Origin of the sequence: Desulfomicrobium orale DSM 12838, from assembly GCF_001553625.1 — a bacterium.
In the GTDB taxonomy this organism is placed as follows: Bacteria; Desulfobacterota; Desulfovibrionia; order Desulfovibrionales; family Desulfomicrobiaceae; genus Desulfomicrobium; species Desulfomicrobium orale.
The window spans coordinates 2,028,195-2,048,389 of the sequence record NZ_CP014230.1 but is presented as its reverse complement, the minus strand read 5'-3'; the positions used below and the strand labels follow the sequence as shown (position 1 = coordinate 2,048,389).

Genomic DNA, 20,195 nt, shown 5'->3' with positions numbered 1-20,195 from the left:
GCCGTCATGCGTTCCTTTCTGGTCGATGAGATTTCTCCCGAAGACATGCGGCGGCTTGAAGACTGGCTGCGGAAACGCGGACTGCAGAGCATCGAGCGCCTTTACCACTTCCCACTGCCGCCGGACCTTCTCTCCGCCACTCAGCGAGAGCACGCACCCGCATGCGGGCCCTTTTACATGGCTTTGGAAAGCGGGACGGACTGGATCAGGCTGGAACTTCTGGTCCGGGCCGGACGGAGCCTGCACTGCGAATGTGCGGCCTACGCCACGCCGGAACAGGAGCTGCACATGCGGACCTGTCTGGAAAACCTGTTGCGTGAGCTGGACATCCGCTTCTGAGAGCGCCGCCCGCAAGTCTGCGCCAGCCATGTCATGAATTCCGCCATGCAAGAACAGACCATGCGCCTTCAGAGTCTGCCCCGCTTCTGGGCCAGACGCTGCCTGGCCATCGAGGCTTTCTGCCGGGACTCTCTGGGCGTGGACCTGCGTGGCACGCGGCTGGTAGTGGCCTACTCCACGGGTCTTGATTCCGCAGCGCTGCTCCACCTTCTGCATATTCTCGCTCCCCGGACCGGCTTCTCGCTCATAGCGGCCCATGCGCATCACGGCCTGCGCCCCGAATCCGACGCCGAACTGCCGCACGCCCGAAAAGTCTGCGCCGAACTAGGCATTCCCTGCGAAACGGCCCGCCTCGATGTGCGCGGGCACCAGGCCGCATCCGGCCGGGGAACGGAGGAAAGCGCCCGTCTGCTGCGTTATGAATTTCTGGAATCCGTGCGGGCCAGATATGATGCGGACTGGATCGTCACCGCCCATCATGCTGACGATCTGGCTGAAGACATGGTCCTCAGGCTGGTGCGAGGCACGGGCTGGCCGGGCCTGGGCGGCATGCCCGGTGTGGACTCGAAACGGCGTCTGTTGCGCCCGGTCCTTGACTGGACCAAGGAGGACCTCCACGCCTTCGCCCTGGCCTGCGGGCTTGCCTGGCACGAAGACAGATCCAATCAGAGCACGGATCCCACCCGCAACAGAATCCGGCGACAGGTCATGCCGCTGCTGCGCAGGGAAAATCCGTCCCTTTCCCGCTCCGTTCTGAATCTGTGGCGGCTGGCCCGGCTGGATGAGGACTTCTGGAACACTGAACTGACCAGGGAGAGAGACTCACGAATTCTGACCCACCGCACGCTCGCCACCTGTCATCCGGCCAAACGCCTGCGCCTGTACAAAGCCGTTCTGGACGGACTCGGACCGGGACAGGCCCTGAGCGGACATCTCTTCCTGCTGGACCGGGCCTGGGCGGATAAAAAAACGGGCACAATCATCCAGTTTCCCGGAGATAAAACAGCCCGCATCACTCCTTCGGGCATCCTCTTTGAGCGGCAGTGACGGGCCCGCCGGTCATTTTCCCCCCTCCTCTCTTTGCGCCTGACCAAATTCCAGCCGGCCGCTCTTCATGATGAATGAGGTCAGGTTCCAGTGAACAGCACCATCCTGAAGCTTTGAAGGGCAGCTACCGGACACCTCTTGACGCGGCAGGAGAAAACCAGCATCAAACAGTCACGATTTTATTCTTAAAGATGCCTATTCAGTCCGAATTTTCCGGGAGGGCCATATGTACTTTCCTGTAGCGGACATTGAAGTCGCGGTGTGGATCCCGCCTCTGGCCTCCTTCACAGTCTCCTTCTTCACCTCCATGGGCGGCATATCCGGAGCCTTCCTCCTGCTGCCTTTCCAGGTATCCTTCCTTGGTTATACAGCGCCTTCGGTCAGCGCCACCAATCAGGTTTTCAACATCGTGGCCATTCCCAGCGGAGTTTACCGCTACTGTAAGGAAAAGCGCATGGTCTGGCCCCTAGCCTGGGTGGTGGTGCTGGGCACGCTGCCCGGCGTGATTCTGGGAGCCATGATCCGGGTCAACTGTCTGTCCGACCCCGGAAATTTCAGGATATTTGCCGGTCTGGTACTGGGCTGTATCGGCATCCGCATGGCCCGCGATCTTCTCCGTCCAGGATCAAAGCAGGCCGGCCCCCGAAAATCTTCCGCAAACGGACCATTCAGCCCTGTTGTCATGCGGGAGACGTCCTTACGCCGCATTACCTACGAATTTTCCGGACAGACCTACAGCGCATCCATACCCTTCATATTTGCCATGAGTCTGGCGGTGGGCATTGTGGGCGGGGCCTACGGCATCGGCGGGGGCTCCATCATCGCACCGTTTTTCGTGTCCATTTGCGGACTGCACATCCATACTGTGGCTGGAGCCGCGCTGCTGGGCACCTTTGTCACATCCGTGGCGGGCGTCGTCTTCTACCAGATTCTGGCCGCGTTCCACACGGAACTGGCCGTCGCCCCGGACTGGAGGCTGGGCGTTCTGCTGGGAGTGGGCGGCATGCTCGGCATGTACTTTGGGGCGCGGGTCCAGAAACACGTTCCGGCCACATACATAAAAGCCATGCTGTGCATGGTCATACTCGGTACGGCGGTGAAATACGTCATCACCTCATGAAAAACGCCCGCACAGGGCTCATGTGAACCATGTGCGGGCGTAACAAACCGACTGTATTTTCAGCTGACTTTAAAGGTTCACCCATCAAGCTTCGGTGCGGAAACGACCAAGCAGCGTGAAGAGATGACCGGCCAACTTTTGCAGTTCCTCGGCGCTTCCGGCCACCTCGGCCGTGCTGACCCGCGTTCTTTCCGTGGCCGCGTTGGAATTCTCAATTTCCGCCGATATCTCCGCGATCACCGTGGAACTGCGGGCGACATTGACATTCACTTCCTGCAATCCCTGAGACGCCTGAGACACGTTGTCCGCAATATCTGTCGTGGCTACGGACTGTTCCTCGATGGCCGTGGCCACACCGGAAATGATCTCGTTGACGTTCTCGATGACATTGTAGATCGACTGGATCTTCTCGCCGGTCAGATGAGACGTCTGCTGAATCCCGGCGATCCGCTGTTTGATTTCCTCCGTGGCCGACGCGGTCTGTCCGGCCAGTTCCTTGATTTCGTTGGCCACCACGGCAAATCCCCGGCCAGCCTCTCCGGCTCTGGCGGCCTCAATGGTGGCGTTTAAAGCCAGCAGATTGGTCTGTGCGGAAATCTCCGTGATCAGCGCCGTAACCTTGTCGATATCCCTGGCGGCCTCACCCAGAGACTCCACGGCTTTGTTTGCGGTATCGGCCTCATGCATGGCCTGACCGGTAATGGCCCGGGCCCGCTCCGTGCTAGTGGAAATCTCCCGGATGGTCACGGCCATTTCTTCCGTGGCCGTCGCCACCATGTTCGTATTCTGAGTGGTCTGTTCCATGGCTGCGGCCACGGTGGTGAAGTTGTCGTTCAGATCGCGGGCGGCCTGAGTCAGGTTGCGCACCTGTTCCGCCGCGCTGTCCACTCCCCGGCTCAGATCGCTGGATACGGAATGCAGGCGCTCCGAAGCGGAACTGAGTGCGTTGCCATCCTGAACCACCTCGTGGATGATGACCCGCAGCTTATTCAGAAAGGTATTGAACCAACCCGCCATTTCCCCGATTTCGTCAGATGTGTTCACTTCAAGCTTGCGGGTCAGGTCGCCCTCGCCTTCGGCTACATCCCTGAGCATGTCAGTGGCCCGGCGCACCGGACGGGCAATGGTTCTGGCGAAAAGTCCTCCCACCCCCAGAAATACGGCCGCCAGTACGGTACCCATGATGGCCATCTTGACCAGCATGGCATGAAAATTTTGCAACACCTCGTCTTTCTCGATGAACCCGACAAGCTTCCAGTTCAGCCCTTCAATGGTCTTGACCTGCGCAAACCACCGGGTGCCATCCATATCGACTTCCATCCCGCCTTCGCTGATGGAGTTCAAGGCCGCCAGAGCAGCTACTCCGGTCTCTGTCAGCTTTTTCAGATTAAATTCCTTGTGACGCGGATTGGCCAGGATCGTCCCGTCGTCCTGCACCAGAATCACATATCCGGTTTCTCCGACGGGGGATTTCTCGATCAGCTCGGTCAGCATCGCAAGTTCCACATCAATTCCCAGGCATCCCGACACTTCGCCGTCTTCCGACATCACAGGCAAAACAGTGCTGACCACGGCCTCACCCGTAGTGGACATGTACGCCGGAGTAATGGAAACCTCGCCCGGCCGGGACATGCCCTGTGTGTACCAGGCGCGCCGTCTGGGATCATATCCCGCAGGGATCGTACTCGTTCGCGAAGTGGCGTAGCCGCCCCATTTAGTCCCCAGAAACACCTCTGCGTACTCCGGATGTGCTTTCTCCATCAACCGGAAATAATTCATCATACGCTGCCCCAGAATACTCTGGGTAACGCTGTCCGGAGATAGTGCCGCCGTTTCATTAACATAGGAATAAATGGATTCGTCAGCGCTTCTGACCAAAGGTATTTCGGCGGCGAGGCGGGTCATTTTCAACGCTGAATCCATGAATATATCCACCGCCCGGCTGATCTGCGTCAGTTCCTTGGCGGAGGAGGAGTAAAAGGCCTCGATGGATGTCTTGTGCATCTGAAGCCCGATCACCACACATATGGATATGATGGTCAGAAGGATGACACAGAAAAATGCAGAAAGAATCTTCTTTGATATGGACATGCTACAATTCTCGTCAGTGTATTTTATATGCCGCTATGTGCCGACCCCGCGCGGCAGTGTCTGTGGAATAACAAGAAAATATTTCATGGAAAAATCGGCTTCAACTACAGATGCAACATGCTCTACCTCCGATAAAAACGGGAAACAAAAAGCTCCACGGTTTGCAAACAGGAAAGGCCTGGCCGATCCGCGTCCTTTTCAGCATCCACCGCCCGCAAGGGGTCAGCCCGCTGCGGGAACAGGTACCCGAATCTCGCGGGTCTTTATCTTTTCCAGATCTTTCCAGTCCTCGGGAGTGTCCACATACTGTTCCTCAATGACAATCTCATCTCCCTCCACATCCTTCAGCGTATAATCGCTCAAAGACGTAGCCGCCTTGACGGAAAACGCTCCTGGTCCAGCGGGATCGTACACTTCCACTGAAAACCGGCCATCCGCCTCCACAGGCATGCCGCGAGGAGAATCGTCATAACGGGTGAACACAAACCGGTGCGGGCCAAGCCAGAAGCATTCGCCCTGGCCGAAATATTCAAACAAGGAATCTCCCGAGGGCACGTCCCGCAAAACATACTGGCCCACCGCGCTGGTCCCGGTTTCCATCACCACCCGGGTCGCACCCGGATTGAAGTACAATTCGCGGCAATATCTGTCCTCTTCCGTCAGCCAGACGGACAGCACGGGCTTCAAATCTGCTGAAAACACGTGCACGCTCGGATTCTGCCCCTTGGCGCAGGACATGTTTTCCGGGTCGGTCTCGAACCAGAAGTAGATCTCCGGCTCCCAGCCCTCTTCCTTGGGCGGCACTTCCACCGCATGCAATTCCACACCGTCCAGCATGCAGGAGGAAGCGCCGTCCTCCTGCACCGCGCGCAGGCGATATTCCGAAAAATCCCCGGCCCAGGCCAGACTCGCCCCCAGCACCAGCGTCAGACACCAGACGATTCGCATGTGTCCTCTCCCTCTACGAAATTTTCATGCCACCAAGTTTGCCATAGATAATTTTCAACCCGCCAATCGCCTGCTCCAAAGGCGGAAAGCGATCTCACCCAGCCCCTGCCGGACTTGAAATCGCTTCCCCGCCACGTGGACAGCCCTCCGTCTCCGACTCTCCGGCAGTTCCGGCCAGGACGAAATTGCCGCATGCCCCGGCGGGCGTCCGTCTTTTTCAGCAGCATCAAGGCTTGCGCCTGATCCGCTTCTCGATTCCGGCTTTGACCGGAGAATGTGTTTCCAGATGGATGCGCACGGCGTCATTCAGAAGTATCTTGGATTCGAGCCAGGACAGGCCTTTCAGCATGGTGTAGCCGTCGCCGCCATCGGCCAGGAACTTCAGGGTCGCCACACGGTAGCTCTTCTCGGGATTCACCTTCTGCCAATTCCCCTTGCGGTTTCTGATCTCCACCTTCAGCAGGCGGTTTCCAGGCTCCTTGCGGCTGTCAAAGGTGAAACGCAAACCAGCCGTCTGGAGAAACGAACCATGCCCTTCGCCATATCTGGACAGACCGTGTTCCAGCATCTCCAGAAGCACCGAACCGGGCATGTCGGCCATGACGATGGGATTCTGATACGGCAGGCAGGCCATGACATCACCCACGGTCACGGTGCCGCCGGGCAGGGAACTGCGCATGCTGCCACTGTTGATGAGCGCGGCCCTGGCCTCGGGGAAAGCCACACGCAGGATGGAGTCGGCAACCACATTGCCGCTCAGGCATTCCGCCTCCCGGCAATCCTGGATATTGGCCTCCAGAGGCTTGCCCTTTCTGCCCGCCGCGTTGATCCGGCCCAGCTTCTTGCGCAACAGAGACTGTACCGGACCGGAATATTCTTCCATCGTCCCCACCAGATCGGTATCAGGAGCGGGTGCGCCCAGAGCCATCAAGGAGGCGTCGTTCAGCAGTATGGTGTCTCCATCCCACTGTGTGGCCACGCCCCGGCCGTCAAAAGTCACATTCAGACGGCCGAGGAAAGTGCCGCCGTTTCCGGCCGTGACCACCAGCACCGGCTCGCCGTCCGGACTTTTCTCCACGGCGGGATAGGGCCCGGCGGCCTTGGGCTGCGTATTGGAAAGCAGGGTGTGACTGTGACCGCCGACGATCACGTCCACCCCGGAAACGGACCGGGCCAGCTTCTTGTCCGCCTCAAATCCGGTGTGGGTCAGGGCGATGATGATATCCACGTCCTGCTCCGTCAGTTCCGCCACGGCCCGGCGCAGAGCCGTTTCCTCATCCGTGAACAGCAGGTCCCCGCACGGCGAGGAAATGTTCGGCGTTTCCGTAGTCACCAGACCGACCACGCCGATGCGCCGGCCATTTCGCTCCAGAATGGCCCAGGGCTGAATCTTGTCCTCGCCAGAAGAGGAGACAACCAGATTGGCTGCCACCAGAGGCATTTCCAGGCTGCGCACGAAGGTGAAAAAGGATTCGCAGCCGTAGTCGAACTCGTGATTGCCCGGAACGAAGACATCGTAGCCGATCTTGTTCAGTATCACCGGCGGCATGACTTCCTTGTACACGGTCGAGTACAGGGTGCCCTGAAATTCGTCTCCGGCATCCAGCAGCACCACGTTCGGCATGTCGCGCCGGATGGCCCGCACGGCCTGTTGCAAACGCACGCTGCCACCTTTGCCGTCTTCACAGTAGGGCATGTAGCAGGTGTGGCCTTCCTTGGTCAGGCCGCCGTATCCGCCATGCACGTCGTTGGTATGCAGCACCGTCAGCTCATAGGGTTTCTGCCGCCATCCCAGTTTCCCCGCACACCCGCTCAGAAGCAGTGCGGTCAAAATCAAGACCAGCCACCCGGAAATTGCATATTTTCTTTTCAATTCCATGTGCCCTCCCCTGGCTAACCAATTGACCATTCACATCACCATTCGTTCCGGCACCATACGGCGCCCGCATTCCAAGGAACACCCCCCACACCCGGCCCCGCATCACTCCGCGGCAGGATAAGGCGCGTGGATGGCCTCCACCTTGTATTTATCCGAATCGTCCCACTCTTCGGGGGAATCCACGACGATCTTCAAAAAAACCAGTTCGCCGTCTTCCGCACCCACCTCCAGCAGATTGTAATCGACGGTTTCCATGGCCTGATACAGAATTTTCCGCTTCATCCCGCCGTCGTCATGCAGCTCGCAATACATCACGGAAGACCAGGCGTTGCTGACCGGGCTCGTATTCCTGCGGCCCCGGTTTCTGACCGGATCAAAGGCGCTGCAGGCAAAACGGGATTCATCTATCCATACGGGCCAGCCCGCATCCGGCACAGTATGCGAAACCCGCGCCATCTTCATATCGTACACAGCCAGACTGGACAAAGGGGCGGTGTTCAGGCCCAACAGTAATCTCTTTCCATCCGGACTAATCCAGATGTCGGAGCAGAGATCCGCATCGGGTAAACGCAACGCCACATGTTCTCCCGTGTCTGGCACGGCCAGCACTATATCCGGCCCCGAACCGGACTGCGGCGCAAACCAGAAGTACCTGGGCAGCGCGTCGACCGGCTGGCCGGGCATTCCCACCGGGGCTACCCTCACACCATCCAGCTGGATTTCCGTCCCATCAGACGCGACCCGGTATGCTTCCTTCCGCGTGGAATCGTCCGGCGCGCTCCGGATAACGAAAGAATCCGCCCAGGCCGGAAAAGCCCCCAGAATCAGAGCCAAAGCAAGGAGACAAATTCTTTTCATCTGTTTTTTTTCCTTCAGTATCCGCTGCGATAATTCACGTCGTCATAATCCGCGTCATGTCCCGTCCGGTCGCGTTCGGTCTCAGGACGGCGCACTCCCGTATATGTGGCTGCGTTGTTGGCTATGAACCACAGGCCGTCATACTTCCGGATATAGACGGGCCGGGGGCTGTCCGCGCCGGAACTGCGGAGCATCACCTGCAGGTCTCCGGACGGATGTTTGTCCCATATCTTGGCGATATCCAGCCGGTAGTTGTCCGGCGACATGGCATACCCGTTCTCTACGGACGTTCCGGCCGCGAAGCTGCGGAATATGTGCGTATATTCCGGGTTTTCCATGCGTTCGACGAAAGTCCTGTAAAAGGCCGTTTTCTCCCAGTCCCGCTTCTCGCGCAGGCAATAGCGCAGCATTTTCACCCCTTCGGTGCGGGCAGCCGGATCAATATAGCAAAACACCGCGTCGAAATAGAGCTTCACCGCGCCTTCTGGCGTGACGGCCTCGCGCATGTAACGCTCCTTGAATTCATGATAGGTTACTGGCAGCCCGCCGGTTTTCTCCTGGATCCGGCCGGAATCACGGCGGATATCCTCCCGGCTGCTGCGGCTGTCCTCACGGTCTTCGGAGTCGTACCTTCCGACATACCGGCCGTCGGCATCGTATCCGCCGCGAAGTTCCGTTCCGGCAGTGCCGGACCGCCTCTCAAGCTGTTCTTCTCCGAGCCGCGTCTTACCGGCGTCGGCCGGAGCAGGAGGAATGTCGTAGCCCTGCCAGTCGTTCTGCCGGCCCGCGCAGCCGCAACACAAGACCAGCAGGACGGCCGCAATCCAATAAAATACCACTCCGCAATTTCCTTTTCCCGTGTGGCGGGCGCGACAGATGCTCATATCTCCCCCTCGTGGCGGATAAACCGCCGGTTTTCAGATTCCGAAGACCCGTGGATGTCACGGCTTTTTGGTAAAAGACATTCCATCCCAGACAAAAACAACGCACGGATCGGAACGCATCAGCATCTCCGGCACGCCTTTTTCGGGCGGCGCGTTTTTGTCCCGCCGGGCCACGATATCGCGCCCCAGACGCGGCAGGTCATAAACGACAGTCTTGGCCAAATTCTTCAGAGCCTCCAGCTCACGCGGCCCCAGTCGGCCCTTCTGGTAAAAATCTCCCGGTTCGAACTGTCTTTCCAGGGCGGACCATACTTCCGGGTCGGACTGGAGTACGCCGTCCGCATCCAGACGGTAGAAAAAAAGTCTGGCCCGGCAAACAGGCCCGCATGAACGGGCATTGACGGCCACCAGCTTCCCTTTGTCCGCGGTATTCCAGAAACACATCTCCCACACGCCTTCAAAAGGCCCGGTCAGATTCATGTAGCCATTGCGGATATCCCGCACGCCGATCCTGAGGCCGTTCACAGTCTTGCCGTCCAGCAATTCCTTGCGCTGTCCGGCCGTGGGGGCTGGATCGAAAAAGCATTCCTCCGGCAGCAATTCGAAAAAAACCGTGATGTTGGTCACCGCGCCGCGCCGGGTGGTTTCATTGGCCTCCCGGTCGGGCACCGGCACATGCTGCCCGGCCTGAACCCACAGGGCCGGTACGGACCAGCACAGCAACAGAAAAATCAGAACCGGCAATTTACGTCTGTACGGCATACGCCTCTCCGCCATTTAAGGGCTTCTTCCCGTTCTCGGACAATGTTTTCCGCATTATCCGTCATTTCCCGGCCAAAAGGTTCTACAGATCATCCAGCACCTTGTCCGCGTCCATGCTGCCATCGGCGCGCGGGCCAGACCTCCGCCGACTCCGCATCCGTGTAGACGAGCTGACCGTCCCGAAAAGACAGGACTTCGGGCACAAATTCTTCCCCACAGACGATCTCAAGCCACACGGAGTCTCCCTCCATCCGCCACGTGCCTTGGCCCCATGCCCCGTAAACGATTGCCTCGGCCCGGCCATCGGGAAAAAGCTGATACTGGGTCGGAAGACGTACCGGCAGGCCGTCCCGCTCGGCCGTGTCCTGACCATCGATGAAGCCCCTTGGTCGTAGACATCCGTCCTTCCTTCATCTTTCCTTCCCACGCTTCACACTCACTCGGACCAGTGAATATAGAGCAACTCCCTGACGACGCCGTCCTTCAGTCCGAAAAGGAACTCGCGCGAAGGCCCGGCATCGCCGTGATAGATCAGCCCTCCATCTCTTTCCTCGTCGGGCGCGCCCAGCAACTCCGTAACCTTCTCCGCCGGATCGCCGACATGAAGCGGTCCGAAGCCCGTACCTTTGGCAACGACATGCACTTTCGACAGTCTGCCGTCCACATACCGGGCCGTGTGGAGTGGATAGACAAAGGTCACGGCGGGGTTCTCCTGGCTGGCGGCCTCCACGCGGACCATATCGATCTCGCTTCGCAGAGGTTCTCCGAACAGGGCGCGGGCCTTGACCAGGGTGGCGCCGAAGTCCAGCTCCACCCGCCAGACCAGGGCATGCGCCGGAGAGACGCTGCCTGCACGGTCTGTCTCCAGATACCGTCCGGAAATCCATGCCTGCTCCGGCCGGGCGGGGTGATCCACCTCGTACCAGGTTTCACCGTCCACCAGCCGCTCGCCCAGAATGTACAGAAAGTCCTCCCGATCCACATGACCGACGACTTCCGCCTCCGCAGCCGGTTCGGCCCGCAGCCGGACACCGTCTCCGGTACATTGCCCCGGTACGGGATACTCCGGCACGGTCTGCCCCGCCCCGGAAGAGGCCAGCCAGCTGCCCGGCACCTGCAAGGCGGAGGGCTGGGCCAGACTGGAAGACGGACTCATCATCAAGACAAGCATGAGCGCCACAACATAGGGCAGATACCGCATGTCCATCTCCTTCGCGGCTCAATCCGCCGCCCGGCTCACCCGTTCCATGGACGACAGAACGCCGTTTTTGAAGACGAGGACGATCTCAGCAAGACCCTCCTCATGCGTGAAGACGTTCTCCCCTTCCTTCAGTTCCCGTTCTCCTTTCCATCTGTCGGCCAGCAGTCCATCCACCAGTTCCCGCAGGGACTCCGCGCCGTCGCCCACCCAAATGCCCCCGAAGTCCCGCCGCGCGTCCGAAATTTTCACAGCGGACAGGTATCTCTCTTCCGTCTCGCCATCACGAAAGGAGCTGTAGCTCAGAGCCAGCCCCGGCCACTCCTCGATCCAGCCGTCGGATTTCACCGGCTTGCCGAGCCCCTCCCTGAGGGAATTCGTCTTGGTCCAGAATTCGTGCTCCGTCACATCCAGAAAATAATCCGCGTAAGTCGTGCCGTCCCGATACGGCTCCAGAAACTGCCCATAGATCCAGCCCCCGGTGTATGTTCCGGGAGCCGTCTCGAACTCCACGCGATACCAGAGCCACGCCTCGCCCCGGTCCATAGCGTCCAGCCAGACAAGAGGCGGGCCGTCCTCATGCAGACGGCCCACGACTTCCGCCATCAGCGATGGCTCTTTCCGCACCCGGACATCCTTTCCCTTGACCCAGGCCGCCCGGGGCCAGTCCTCTCCGGGAGCGTCCCGGAAGCGCCGCAACTGGGTGGTCCGGGCCGGAAGCTCCATGCAGTTGCCCGGCCAGAAGACATGCTGGACTTCGGCCACCACCCCGTCTTCCATCCGAAATTCCAAAAATGTATGCCCACCCGCCTGTTCGTAACGCAGGGAAGAACCGACCCGGCTTGTTTCCCGTCCCAGCCTGCTTCGCAGCTCCTCTCCGGTCAGGCCAACGAACGCATTCCCCAGGAATTTCCGGGCAGCCTGGGCCGTATCCGCCGCAAAATACAAAGTATGCGTCCTGTCCCCCAGAGTCATGGTTTGAAATACGGCATCCTTTGCGGCCCAGGTTTCAATGACCCCGCCCGCATGCCCGTCACCGGCGGATAGGGGAACATCCGGACGGCGCACCCAGGCTTTACCGGGCCCCTCGCCCGCAAACAAAGCTCCACGGGCTTCATCCACGGCATCATACACCGTGTCTACCCGCTCGTTCTCATCGCTTTCTCCAGTCCGGACCAAAAGGGTGTCCTGAAACAGCCATCCAGTAACCCCCTGAATCGTAACCTTATACCAATACCCGCCGTTCGAAAGCACAGCGTCCTCGATATCCAGCTCCTCGGGGAGCATAATCTCCCGGCCGGACGCTCCACGTTCGGGACGTTCCAGCAGCAACGCCGGACTTTCATGCGTACGCCAGCCCGTCATGGCCTGAGCCCATACCGGCGGAAAAATGAAGAACAACATCAAAGCGGCTCTGATGAAAAAAGCCATGATTCTCCTCATATATCCGTCATCCCGACCGCACCGAAAAAAAGAGGCATGCCCCTGACGGACATGCTCTCCAGATTTATCCCTTGACCGGCTTTCCACCCTTGCGGGCAATGAACGCAAGAGCCACCAGCACCACAGCCGCTCCGGCCAGACTGACGGCCAGCAGAGGCCGGAAGCGCACCCAGGCTACGGCGATGATCAGGCAGGACCAGGCCGCCCCGACAAGACCGGCGATCAGGCCGGCGCCCATGCCCACCAGACTGCCGAAGAACGGCACCACATCCGCCAAAACCGAAAGAGGCCGCAGAATCATGCCCAGCCCGGCAATGACGATCAGCGCGCCCACCACGCGCAGAACCCAGGCCAGAGCGGTGTTTCCCTCTTCCGCTCCGGCGAACATGTTTTCCGCGCTGACCCGGCCCATGCTCAGACGGCTGAAGGAATAGCCGTTGGATGCGATGAAGGGCTCGAAGGTATTGCCCGTCACCTTGGCCACAATGGACACTTCCGCCGGGGGCACCTGCGTGAAGGTGACCCGCACATCACCCACTTCGGGTACAAAGGGGTTGGCTCCCAGATAAATGATGTTGTTTTGGGCCCGTATATGGCTGGAATTCAGGCTCAGGCTTTTCTCCAAAGCGAGCCGCCGCTCGTCGGACAGTTCTGTCTCCAGAGGAACTGCCCCGGTGATGGCCGCCTTCATGAACTGCGGCAGGACGTATGCCCCGAAGGTCACTGTGGGAGCGAAGTCCTCCGTATCCTCGAAATTTCCGTACGCGAAGTTGACGTTTTTATAATTTTCGTCCCTGAAGACGGAAGAATCCACGGGCGTGCTCACCCACTCCTTGGCGTAAGTGTATGTGGTGACCTTTTCCTCACTGCCGCCCACTTTCTTGTGCGTTTCGGTCCGGGCCGTCTCCACCCATTGGTAATACTCCACTTTCCGCGAAAGCCTGATAGCCGTTGCATTGACGCCAAAAAACGGATCCACGAGCACATCCGTAGTTTCGGCCCGGCCCGAGGCATGGATGACTTTGCCGTCGAGCTCGGGGTTCAGGCCGGAAATGTCCGTCACCGGCATGGTCACCGCCCTGGCTTCAGCAATGGAGTCCCCCGTCTTCACGGTGCGACCCTCGTTCCAGTACAGCAGACCCGTGCCCGCGGCAAAGAATACCAGCCCGAGGAGAATGCCCTTGAGCGCACCACCCAAACGACTGAACCAACCTGTTTCCGTCCTTTCCGTGTATGTCATACACTTTCCCTCCCGTTGACGGACTCATCCCAGAAAACCGCCGCGTTGTCCATGTAGTTGCCGCACTTTCCTCTTTCGTCTGGGATCCCTTTCAATCCGGAACAGGCATTCCGCAAAACGGAAAAAACAGGCTTCCACGGCGTCTTCCGAAATATCCGGCAACTGAAAACCGAGATTCATGAATTGTAGTACATTGAGTTGGGCAAGGCAAAATACGGATTATAGTCATTGCGGCGGAAACCGATGAAGCAACACTCCAAAACCATAAAAAAACGCGGTATCCTGAACGGAACACCGCGTCTTGCCTAAGGTAAGCCAGCAAAACTACTTCTTTTTGAAAAAAACCGGCATGTCCGCCTTGCCCAGGATGAGAAAGGACATTTCACTGGTCGTCATGACCTTCAATTCCGAATGCTTGGTCATATAGAAGACAGCCCCCAGAATACCCCAGACCAGAAGCGCGTACCAGGATTCCGTGTCGATGGCAGCGGGAGATCCGGGAACAGTCAAAAGTCCCAGGCACAGGAAGGAAGTGCATACGCCGATGACAGCGTAGACCTTGTTGCGGCCGGACCCGGGCCATGTGGGATGGGCGACCATAAAACGGTACGCGGTCATGGCTGTGAACCCGTAGGCGATGACCGTGCCGATGGCCGACATATCCACAATCCAGTTCAGTGCTTCGCGGCCGAACCACGGCGCAATGAGCGCCACACACATGGTAAAAATAATGGAACGATGCGGAGTGTGGTAGTGAGGATGAATTCCGCAGAACCATTCAGGCAGAAATTTGGACCGGGCCATGCCGAACAGCAGGCGGCTGGTGGCAATATAGAACCCGTTGATGCCGGTGAGGATGGCGGCCAGCACGGCCAGAGCAAGGATGATGCTGCCCGCGGTTCCCAATGTGAGCTTGGCGATATAGCCTGTGGCCCAGACATGATTGGCGGCCAGAAGCTCGGGATACGGGATAACGATACCCACGCCCAAGGTAACCAGAGCGTACATGCCCGCACCGAGCAGGATGGCGGCCACCATGAGAAATGTGGATTTGGACGGCGGAAAGTCAAACTCTTCCGCTGCCTGGGGAATGGTGTCAAAGCCCACATACAGCCATGGGGCAATGGCCACCACACTGGCGACAGCCGCCAGAGGGGAGATACCTTCCGCAAAAAATGGATGCAGATTCTCCACATGCGCCGTAGGAGCGAAAAAAGAACCAGCACAGAAAACGGCCACTCCGGCGACCAGCGTCAGGGCCAGAATCAGCTGCGCGCTCCCGGCAAAACCCACGCCCCGATAGTTGATAATGCCAAAAAGGAGTACAGCTCCGGAAAGAAGAGCAAGCTCTCCGGCGTACACATCCCACCCCGCTATGGTGTACAAGTGGCCGCATTCGAACACGCCCGGCAGCAGGAAGCGGGTCAGCAGAGCAATGGCCGTGGCGTTCAGGGCGATGATGCACGTGTATCCAAGAACCAGAGCCCATCCGCAGACAAACGCGGCAGTAGGACCGAATCCCGCATAGGCGTAGGCGAATTCCCCTCCGGCCACGGGATAGGACTCGATCATTTTGCCATAACTCAGAGCGACAAAACCAAGCAGACCGCCCCCAATAAGGAAGCCGATACACGCAGCAACGGGGCCTGCCTGGGGCAGAAAACGAATTCCAGGCAGGACAAAGCATCCCCAACCGAGGATACATCCCAGAGCCAGCGCCCAAACCTGAAGAGGGGAAAGGGTTTTCTTGAGGACAACACGATCATCTGTCTGTTCTGGCGAAAGAGAATTCATAGTACCCCTGATTCAATGTTTTCAGGACTCCTTCCACTCCTTGCCGGATAGCCGTCCGCCTCTGTGGCCCGTCACATGGAGCCAAGCCAGACCCGCTGATTCACGGTTTTGGAGGGGGAATCCATCGTTCAAAAGGAATGCATTCTTGGCCACGAAGATAACAGGAAGAGGCGCCTAACATAAACCATCCAGATTCCCAAGAACTTTCATGTAAAAAAATTCGCGAGCAAGGCCACCCATCCCCCTTGGGCACCGCAGGAGAAGAGACCCAGCTGATTTTACTGTGAAAGAAAGAACGTATCTCCGAAAAAGGAATCCGCCGAGTGAAGGCAAAACGATTTGGAAGCCCGAGAAAATACTATGGAATGGGAGAAGACGAAAACAGATTGTTGGAAGGAAGGATGGTGGGCCCACCAGGGGTCGAACCTGGGACCATCCGGTTATGAGCCGGGGGCTCTACCAACTGAGCTATGGGCCCGCCAGAAGCGAGTGCGATCTGTTATGTGCAGGAGCGATTTCTTGTCAAGAAGTCCAATGGACTCGCCATCCGAGGTGCGGCGGTCAGCTCAGCACCACCTGATCCAGTCCGTCCCGCTCCAATAGATGCACGTCCACGCGCTGCTCCCGGGTGGTGGCGATCACCTTGCCGATGAAATCCGCCTGAATGGGCAGTTCACGATGCCCCCGGTCGGCCAGCACCAGAAGTTTCACCATCCGGGGACGGCCAAAATCGAGCAGAGCCTCCAAGGCGCAACGGATAGTGCGCCCGGTGAAAAGCACGTCATCCACGAGAATCACGGATTTGTCTTCCAGGGAAAAATCGACGCGCGTGGCGTTGATGTGCGGCGTGGCATCAGAAGTGGTCCAGTCGTCCCGGTACAGGTTGATGTCCAGTTCGCCGCACAGAGGAGAATGAGGTAATTTCGCGGCCAGCCCGGAGGCCAGACGGCGGGCCAGATCCACCCCCCGGCGCTGAATGCCGATCAATGCCAGCGAGTCGTGATCAGGAATCCGTTCCAGAATCTCGCAGCCCAGCCGGTCAAGAGAACGCTTCATATCCTCCGCAGTCATAACTGCTCTCATGATTTATCTCCTTATCAGGTCAGGACCGATACCCAAACTCGGACGCAGGAGTGAAGAAAACGCGCTGGCTCCCATCCAGTCAGTCCATGGCACACAACTTCACCAATACATGGGCAAAATACTCGGCCAGGTCCACGTCCTGAGAGAGAGTCCGGCCACTGACGGCCACAGCTCCCAGACAGACATCCCGATCCATGACGGGAATGCCTCCAGGCAGGCTGGTCAGCCCCGGATCGTGGAAATCCGCCAGAGACAAATTTTCCGCCAACAGACGCTCATGAAATTCCCGCGTGGAACAACGCATGCGGACCGCAGTATAGGCTTTGGCCCGCACGATGGAAACCAATCGTTCCGGAGCTCCGTCCATGCGTGCAAGTAAAATCTCCTCACCGTTTTCCGCCGCAACACAAAGACACACGGGCGGGAAACCATCCCGCGCAGCATGGTCCCGTACCGCGCACACAGCCTCCCAGGCATGATCAAGAGATATCCGGGACATCATGTCACTGCACCAAACACAATGAAAACCAGGGAATATACGTAAAAACCAGCAGCATTGCGATCAGAACACCCAAAAACACCCATCCGGCACTGACGATGTCGCCGATACGCGCTTTGGACAGACTGCTGGCCACAAACAGGTTCACCCCCACCGGCGGAGTGATGAAACCGATAGCCAGATTCACGACCATAATGATGCCGAAATGAAGCGGATCGACACCCACTCGCGTGACCAGGGGCAGCAGAATAGGGGTGATGATGACAATGGCCGCCAGCGCCTCCATGAAAGTGCCGATCCACAGCAGAAAAATATTGATGAAGAGCAGAATGACGATTTTCGTACTGGTCAGATCGAGAATGAAAGACGCGATAGTGTCCGGTACCTGCTCGATGGTCATGATGTTACCGAAAATGGTAGCCATGGCCATGAGTACGATGATCACCGAAGAAGTCTGAGCCGCTTCGACGCAGGACGCCCACATCTTTTCAAAGCTGAGCTCCCCGTAGATGAAAAGCCCGACCACGAGGCCATACAGGGCGGCCACGGCCGCAGCCTCCGTGGGCGTCATGATGCCCCCATATATTCCACCCAGCACAATGACCGGAACCAGAAGCGCCCATTTGGCGTTCCAGAATGCCTGGGCAAAGGTACGCAGAGATCGGCCGCGCGCCTCACCCTGCCAACCGTTTCTTTTGGATATGGCAAAAGCTGCGACCATGAGAGCCAGACCGCACAGAAGTCCAGGCACGATGCCGGCCAGAAAAAGTTTACCCACGGAGACCTGCCCGGCCACGCCATAGACCACAAACGGGTTGCTCGGCGGGATCATGACTCCGATACATCCCGCGGCAGCCACCACTGCGGCGGCGAAAAACCTGTCGTATCCGCGCTCAATCATGGCCGGAATGGTGATGGTCCCTATGGCCGCCACGGTGGCCGGCCCCGAACCACTGATGGAGGCGAAAAAAATGCAGGTCACAATGCTGGCCAGAGCCATGCCTCCGGGAAGCGCCCCGACCAGCTCGTCGCCCAAGGCGAGCAATCTCTTGGACAGTCCTCCCGCACCCATGAAGACTCCCGCTGCAATGAAAAATGGAATGGCCATGATGGGGAAAGTATCGATGGAGACAAAGGCGATCTGAGCCAGATAATCAAGGGGCAGAGTGCCTGCGCCCAGAATGGTGCCCACGCTGGACAGTCCCAGAGCAAAAGCGATGGGAACACCAAGCAGGAGAAAAATCACGAAGTAGCCAAAAAGAAGCCAAACCGCGCTCCATTCGTCATGGACAAGTACCGGAAGAAAAAGTGCCGCGGTCAGGACCACGCCAAAAGCCGTGTCCTTGGCCGGCATGGAACGCACCTGAGTCCACAGGTCCTGAATAGCCCGGATAGCCATGAGTCCGAATCCGACGGGCAAAATCAGATAAGGGATGAAATATTTGATACCCATGGCCGGCGTCACCTGGGGCATAGCGATCTGCATCCGCACATGCCCAAAGCCCATATAGCAGAAAAGACCGGCCAGAATCAGCATACATAGATCCGTAAGCACCCAGACGATCCGCCGCTGCCGTTCGGGCAGCTTCTCACAGAGAAAATCCACCCGGATGTTACTGCGGCCCAGAATGGCCAACGGCACGGCCAGGTAGGAAATCCAGATAAACACATACCGGGCCAGTTCCTCCGACCATATCGACCAGCCGGCAATGGCTCCGAGCCGCTCGCGCAGACCGTCCACATCCGCAAAAGAAGACAGAAAGGTCACCCATTGCGGATCGTAGAGCCGTTCATTGATATTCGATACGGCATACCGGAAGCAGGTCTGATAGGTGATGATCAGAATCATGAGCAGCAATCCCGTGGCTAGAAAAGGCTTCTCCACGGAATTAAGGACGCGGGGCAGACGGGAAGCTTCGGACATGAACGTACTCCGAAAAGATAAAGGAGGGAGAAAGCTCCCTCCTTTTCACATGCGGTTATTTCTGGGTATCCTGAACGAGCTGGATGAGTTCCGCCGGCAACGTAACAGTGTCCCAAACCGGGCGGGTCATTTTACGGAATTCCTCGATATCCTCGTCCGTAGCATCATGAATGGTAATTCCCGCCTTGATGAAACCCTCGCGGGCCGCCTTCTCGTTCTCAGGGTACAGCACTTCCCGCTGATAAACCACGGCGTCCCGAGCTGCTTCATTGATGATCTGCTGTGCCGAAGGCGGCAGTTTGTCCCACCAGGCCTTATTGGCCATGGCCACCTGCATGCCGTAGTTGTGCGCGGAAGTGATGGCGTATTTGAGCACCTCATGATGCTTGGCCCCGAAAAGATGCGGAAATGTATTTCCTTCGGCATCTATCGTGCCCTGCTGAAGGGCAGTATACACTTCCCCCCAGGCAATAGGAGCCGGATTGGTCCGCAATGCCTTGGCCACAGCCACCTCCACGGGAGAATCCGTGGTGCGCATCTTCAGTCCGGCCAGGTCGGAAGCCTTGGTCACCGGACGCTTCACCGTCACAAAGTGACGGTATCCGTATTCCGCATACATGATGGGCTGCAAACCCACCTTATTGGAGACCTCCTCGAAATAAGCGTGCAGCGGGCCGCCCTTGTCGATGGAAGCATACAGATTTTTCTGGAACTTGGGCGAAGTGATGTAGGGCAGGTCAAATACGGAAAACTCTCTGGCAAAAACCGCCAGATTGGGCGTGGAGCTCACTCCAACATCCAGAGAACCTTTCTGAGCTCCTTCAATAAGCACTCTGTCGCTGCCCAGCACAGCATTGGGAAACACCTGCACCGTGATCTTGCCGCCGGACTTCTCCTTCACCAGATCCGCAAATTTCTGGTAGGCCAGAGTAATATGATTGCCGGGAGGAGTCGTGTGAGCCAGACGAAACTTGATCTTCGGGCCATCATAGTCTGCCAAAACCGGGGAAGCACACAAGCACAGAGACAGAACAGCCATGGTCATGCAAATTCTTTTCATGTACCACTCCTTTACAGTTTGATTTT

The 20,195-nt window shown here is 58.1% G+C and carries 17 protein-coding genes and 1 tRNA gene; 3 read left to right on the top strand and 15 right to left on the bottom strand.

The window, feature by feature from the left end:
• Positions 1-6 precede the first annotated feature (6 nt).
• The 3 genes from AXF15_RS09490 (at position 7) to AXF15_RS09480 (ending at position 2,506) form a co-directional block, all read left to right on the top strand.
• Positions 7-339 (top strand): hypothetical protein, encoded by a 333-nt coding sequence (locus AXF15_RS09490; RefSeq protein ID WP_151192342.1) that lies wholly within the window; start codon positions 7-9, stop codon positions 337-339.
• A 45-nt stretch (positions 340-384) separates the two neighbouring features.
• Complete coding sequence (gene tilS, locus AXF15_RS09485; RefSeq protein ID WP_211258970.1) at positions 385-1,386, top strand: tRNA lysidine(34) synthetase TilS; 1,002 nt, start codon at positions 385-387, stop codon at positions 1,384-1,386.
• A gap of 226 nt (positions 1,387-1,612) precedes the next feature.
• The gene (locus AXF15_RS09480) at positions 1,613-2,506 is read left to right on the top strand and encodes a sulfite exporter TauE/SafE family protein (protein WP_066606519.1); all 894 of its coding nucleotides are present in this window, start codon (positions 1,613-1,615) and stop codon (positions 2,504-2,506) included.
• 84 nt (positions 2,507-2,590) lie between these two features.
• Here the strand turns inward: AXF15_RS09480 and AXF15_RS09475 are convergent, their stop codons facing one another.
• From AXF15_RS09475 to AXF15_RS09405, 15 genes are all read right to left on the bottom strand, one after another.
• A complete protein-coding gene (locus tag AXF15_RS09475) occupies positions 2,591-4,597 on the bottom strand; it encodes a methyl-accepting chemotaxis protein (RefSeq protein WP_066606515.1) in 2,007 nt (668 codons plus the stop codon).
• A gap of 222 nt (positions 4,598-4,819) precedes the next feature.
• Positions 4,820-5,545 (bottom strand): hypothetical protein, encoded by a 726-nt coding sequence (locus tag AXF15_RS09470; RefSeq protein ID WP_066606511.1) that lies wholly within the window; start codon positions 5,543-5,545, stop codon positions 4,820-4,822.
• A 226-nt stretch (positions 5,546-5,771) separates the two neighbouring features.
• Positions 5,772-7,424: a bifunctional metallophosphatase/5'-nucleotidase gene (locus AXF15_RS09465; RefSeq protein ID WP_066606508.1), complete on the bottom strand. Its 1,653-nt coding sequence runs from the start codon at positions 7,422-7,424 to the stop codon at positions 5,772-5,774.
• Between the two features lie 102 nt (positions 7,425-7,526).
• Positions 7,527-8,282, bottom strand: a complete 756-nt coding sequence (locus AXF15_RS09460; RefSeq protein WP_066606505.1) for a hypothetical protein — start codon at positions 8,280-8,282, stop codon at positions 7,527-7,529.
• A 14-nt stretch (positions 8,283-8,296) separates the two neighbouring features.
• Positions 8,297-9,166 (bottom strand): DUF6935 domain-containing protein, encoded by an 870-nt coding sequence (locus AXF15_RS09455; protein WP_151192341.1) that lies wholly within the window; start codon positions 9,164-9,166, stop codon positions 8,297-8,299.
• Between the two features lie 57 nt (positions 9,167-9,223).
• Positions 9,224-9,928 (bottom strand): hypothetical protein, encoded by a 705-nt coding sequence (locus AXF15_RS09450; protein WP_066606500.1) that lies wholly within the window; start codon positions 9,926-9,928, stop codon positions 9,224-9,226.
• A gap of 436 nt (positions 9,929-10,364) precedes the next feature.
• Positions 10,365-11,129, bottom strand: a complete 765-nt coding sequence (locus tag AXF15_RS09445; protein ID WP_066606495.1) for an SH3 domain-containing protein — start codon at positions 11,127-11,129, stop codon at positions 10,365-10,367.
• 18 nt (positions 11,130-11,147) lie between these two features.
• On the bottom strand, positions 11,148-12,557 hold the full coding sequence (locus AXF15_RS09440; protein ID WP_066606492.1) for an SH3 domain-containing protein: 1,410 nt from the start codon (positions 12,555-12,557) through the stop codon (positions 11,148-11,150).
• Positions 12,558-12,633: 76 nt separating this feature from the next.
• Entirely contained in the window at positions 12,634-13,809 is a 1,176-nt protein-coding gene (locus tag AXF15_RS09435; protein WP_066606489.1) for a TMEM43 family protein, read from the bottom strand.
• A gap of 324 nt (positions 13,810-14,133) precedes the next feature.
• Complete coding sequence (locus AXF15_RS09430; RefSeq protein ID WP_066606485.1) at positions 14,134-15,603, bottom strand: APC family permease; 1,470 nt, start codon at positions 15,601-15,603, stop codon at positions 14,134-14,136.
• 402 nt (positions 15,604-16,005) lie between these two features.
• Positions 16,006-16,081, bottom strand: a tRNA-Ile gene (locus AXF15_RS09425).
• An 83-nt stretch (positions 16,082-16,164) separates the two neighbouring features.
• Positions 16,165-16,674 (bottom strand): bifunctional pyr operon transcriptional regulator/uracil phosphoribosyltransferase PyrR, encoded by a 510-nt coding sequence (pyrR, locus tag AXF15_RS09420; protein WP_335338906.1) that lies wholly within the window; start codon positions 16,672-16,674, stop codon positions 16,165-16,167.
• 91 nt (positions 16,675-16,765) lie between these two features.
• Complete coding sequence (locus AXF15_RS09415) at positions 16,766-17,185, bottom strand: heme-binding protein (RefSeq protein WP_236884856.1); 420 nt, start codon at positions 17,183-17,185, stop codon at positions 16,766-16,768.
• Between the two features lie 4 nt (positions 17,186-17,189).
• Positions 17,190-19,109 carry a TRAP transporter large permease gene (locus tag AXF15_RS09410; protein WP_066606475.1) on the bottom strand — a complete coding sequence of 640 codons (1,920 nt, stop codon included), beginning with the start codon at positions 19,107-19,109 and terminating at the stop codon, positions 17,190-17,192.
• A gap of 55 nt (positions 19,110-19,164) precedes the next feature.
• Positions 19,165-20,169, bottom strand: coding sequence for a TRAP transporter substrate-binding protein (locus tag AXF15_RS09405; protein WP_066606473.1), 1,005 nt, complete (start codon positions 20,167-20,169; stop codon positions 19,165-19,167).
• Positions 20,170-20,195 lie beyond the last annotated feature (26 nt).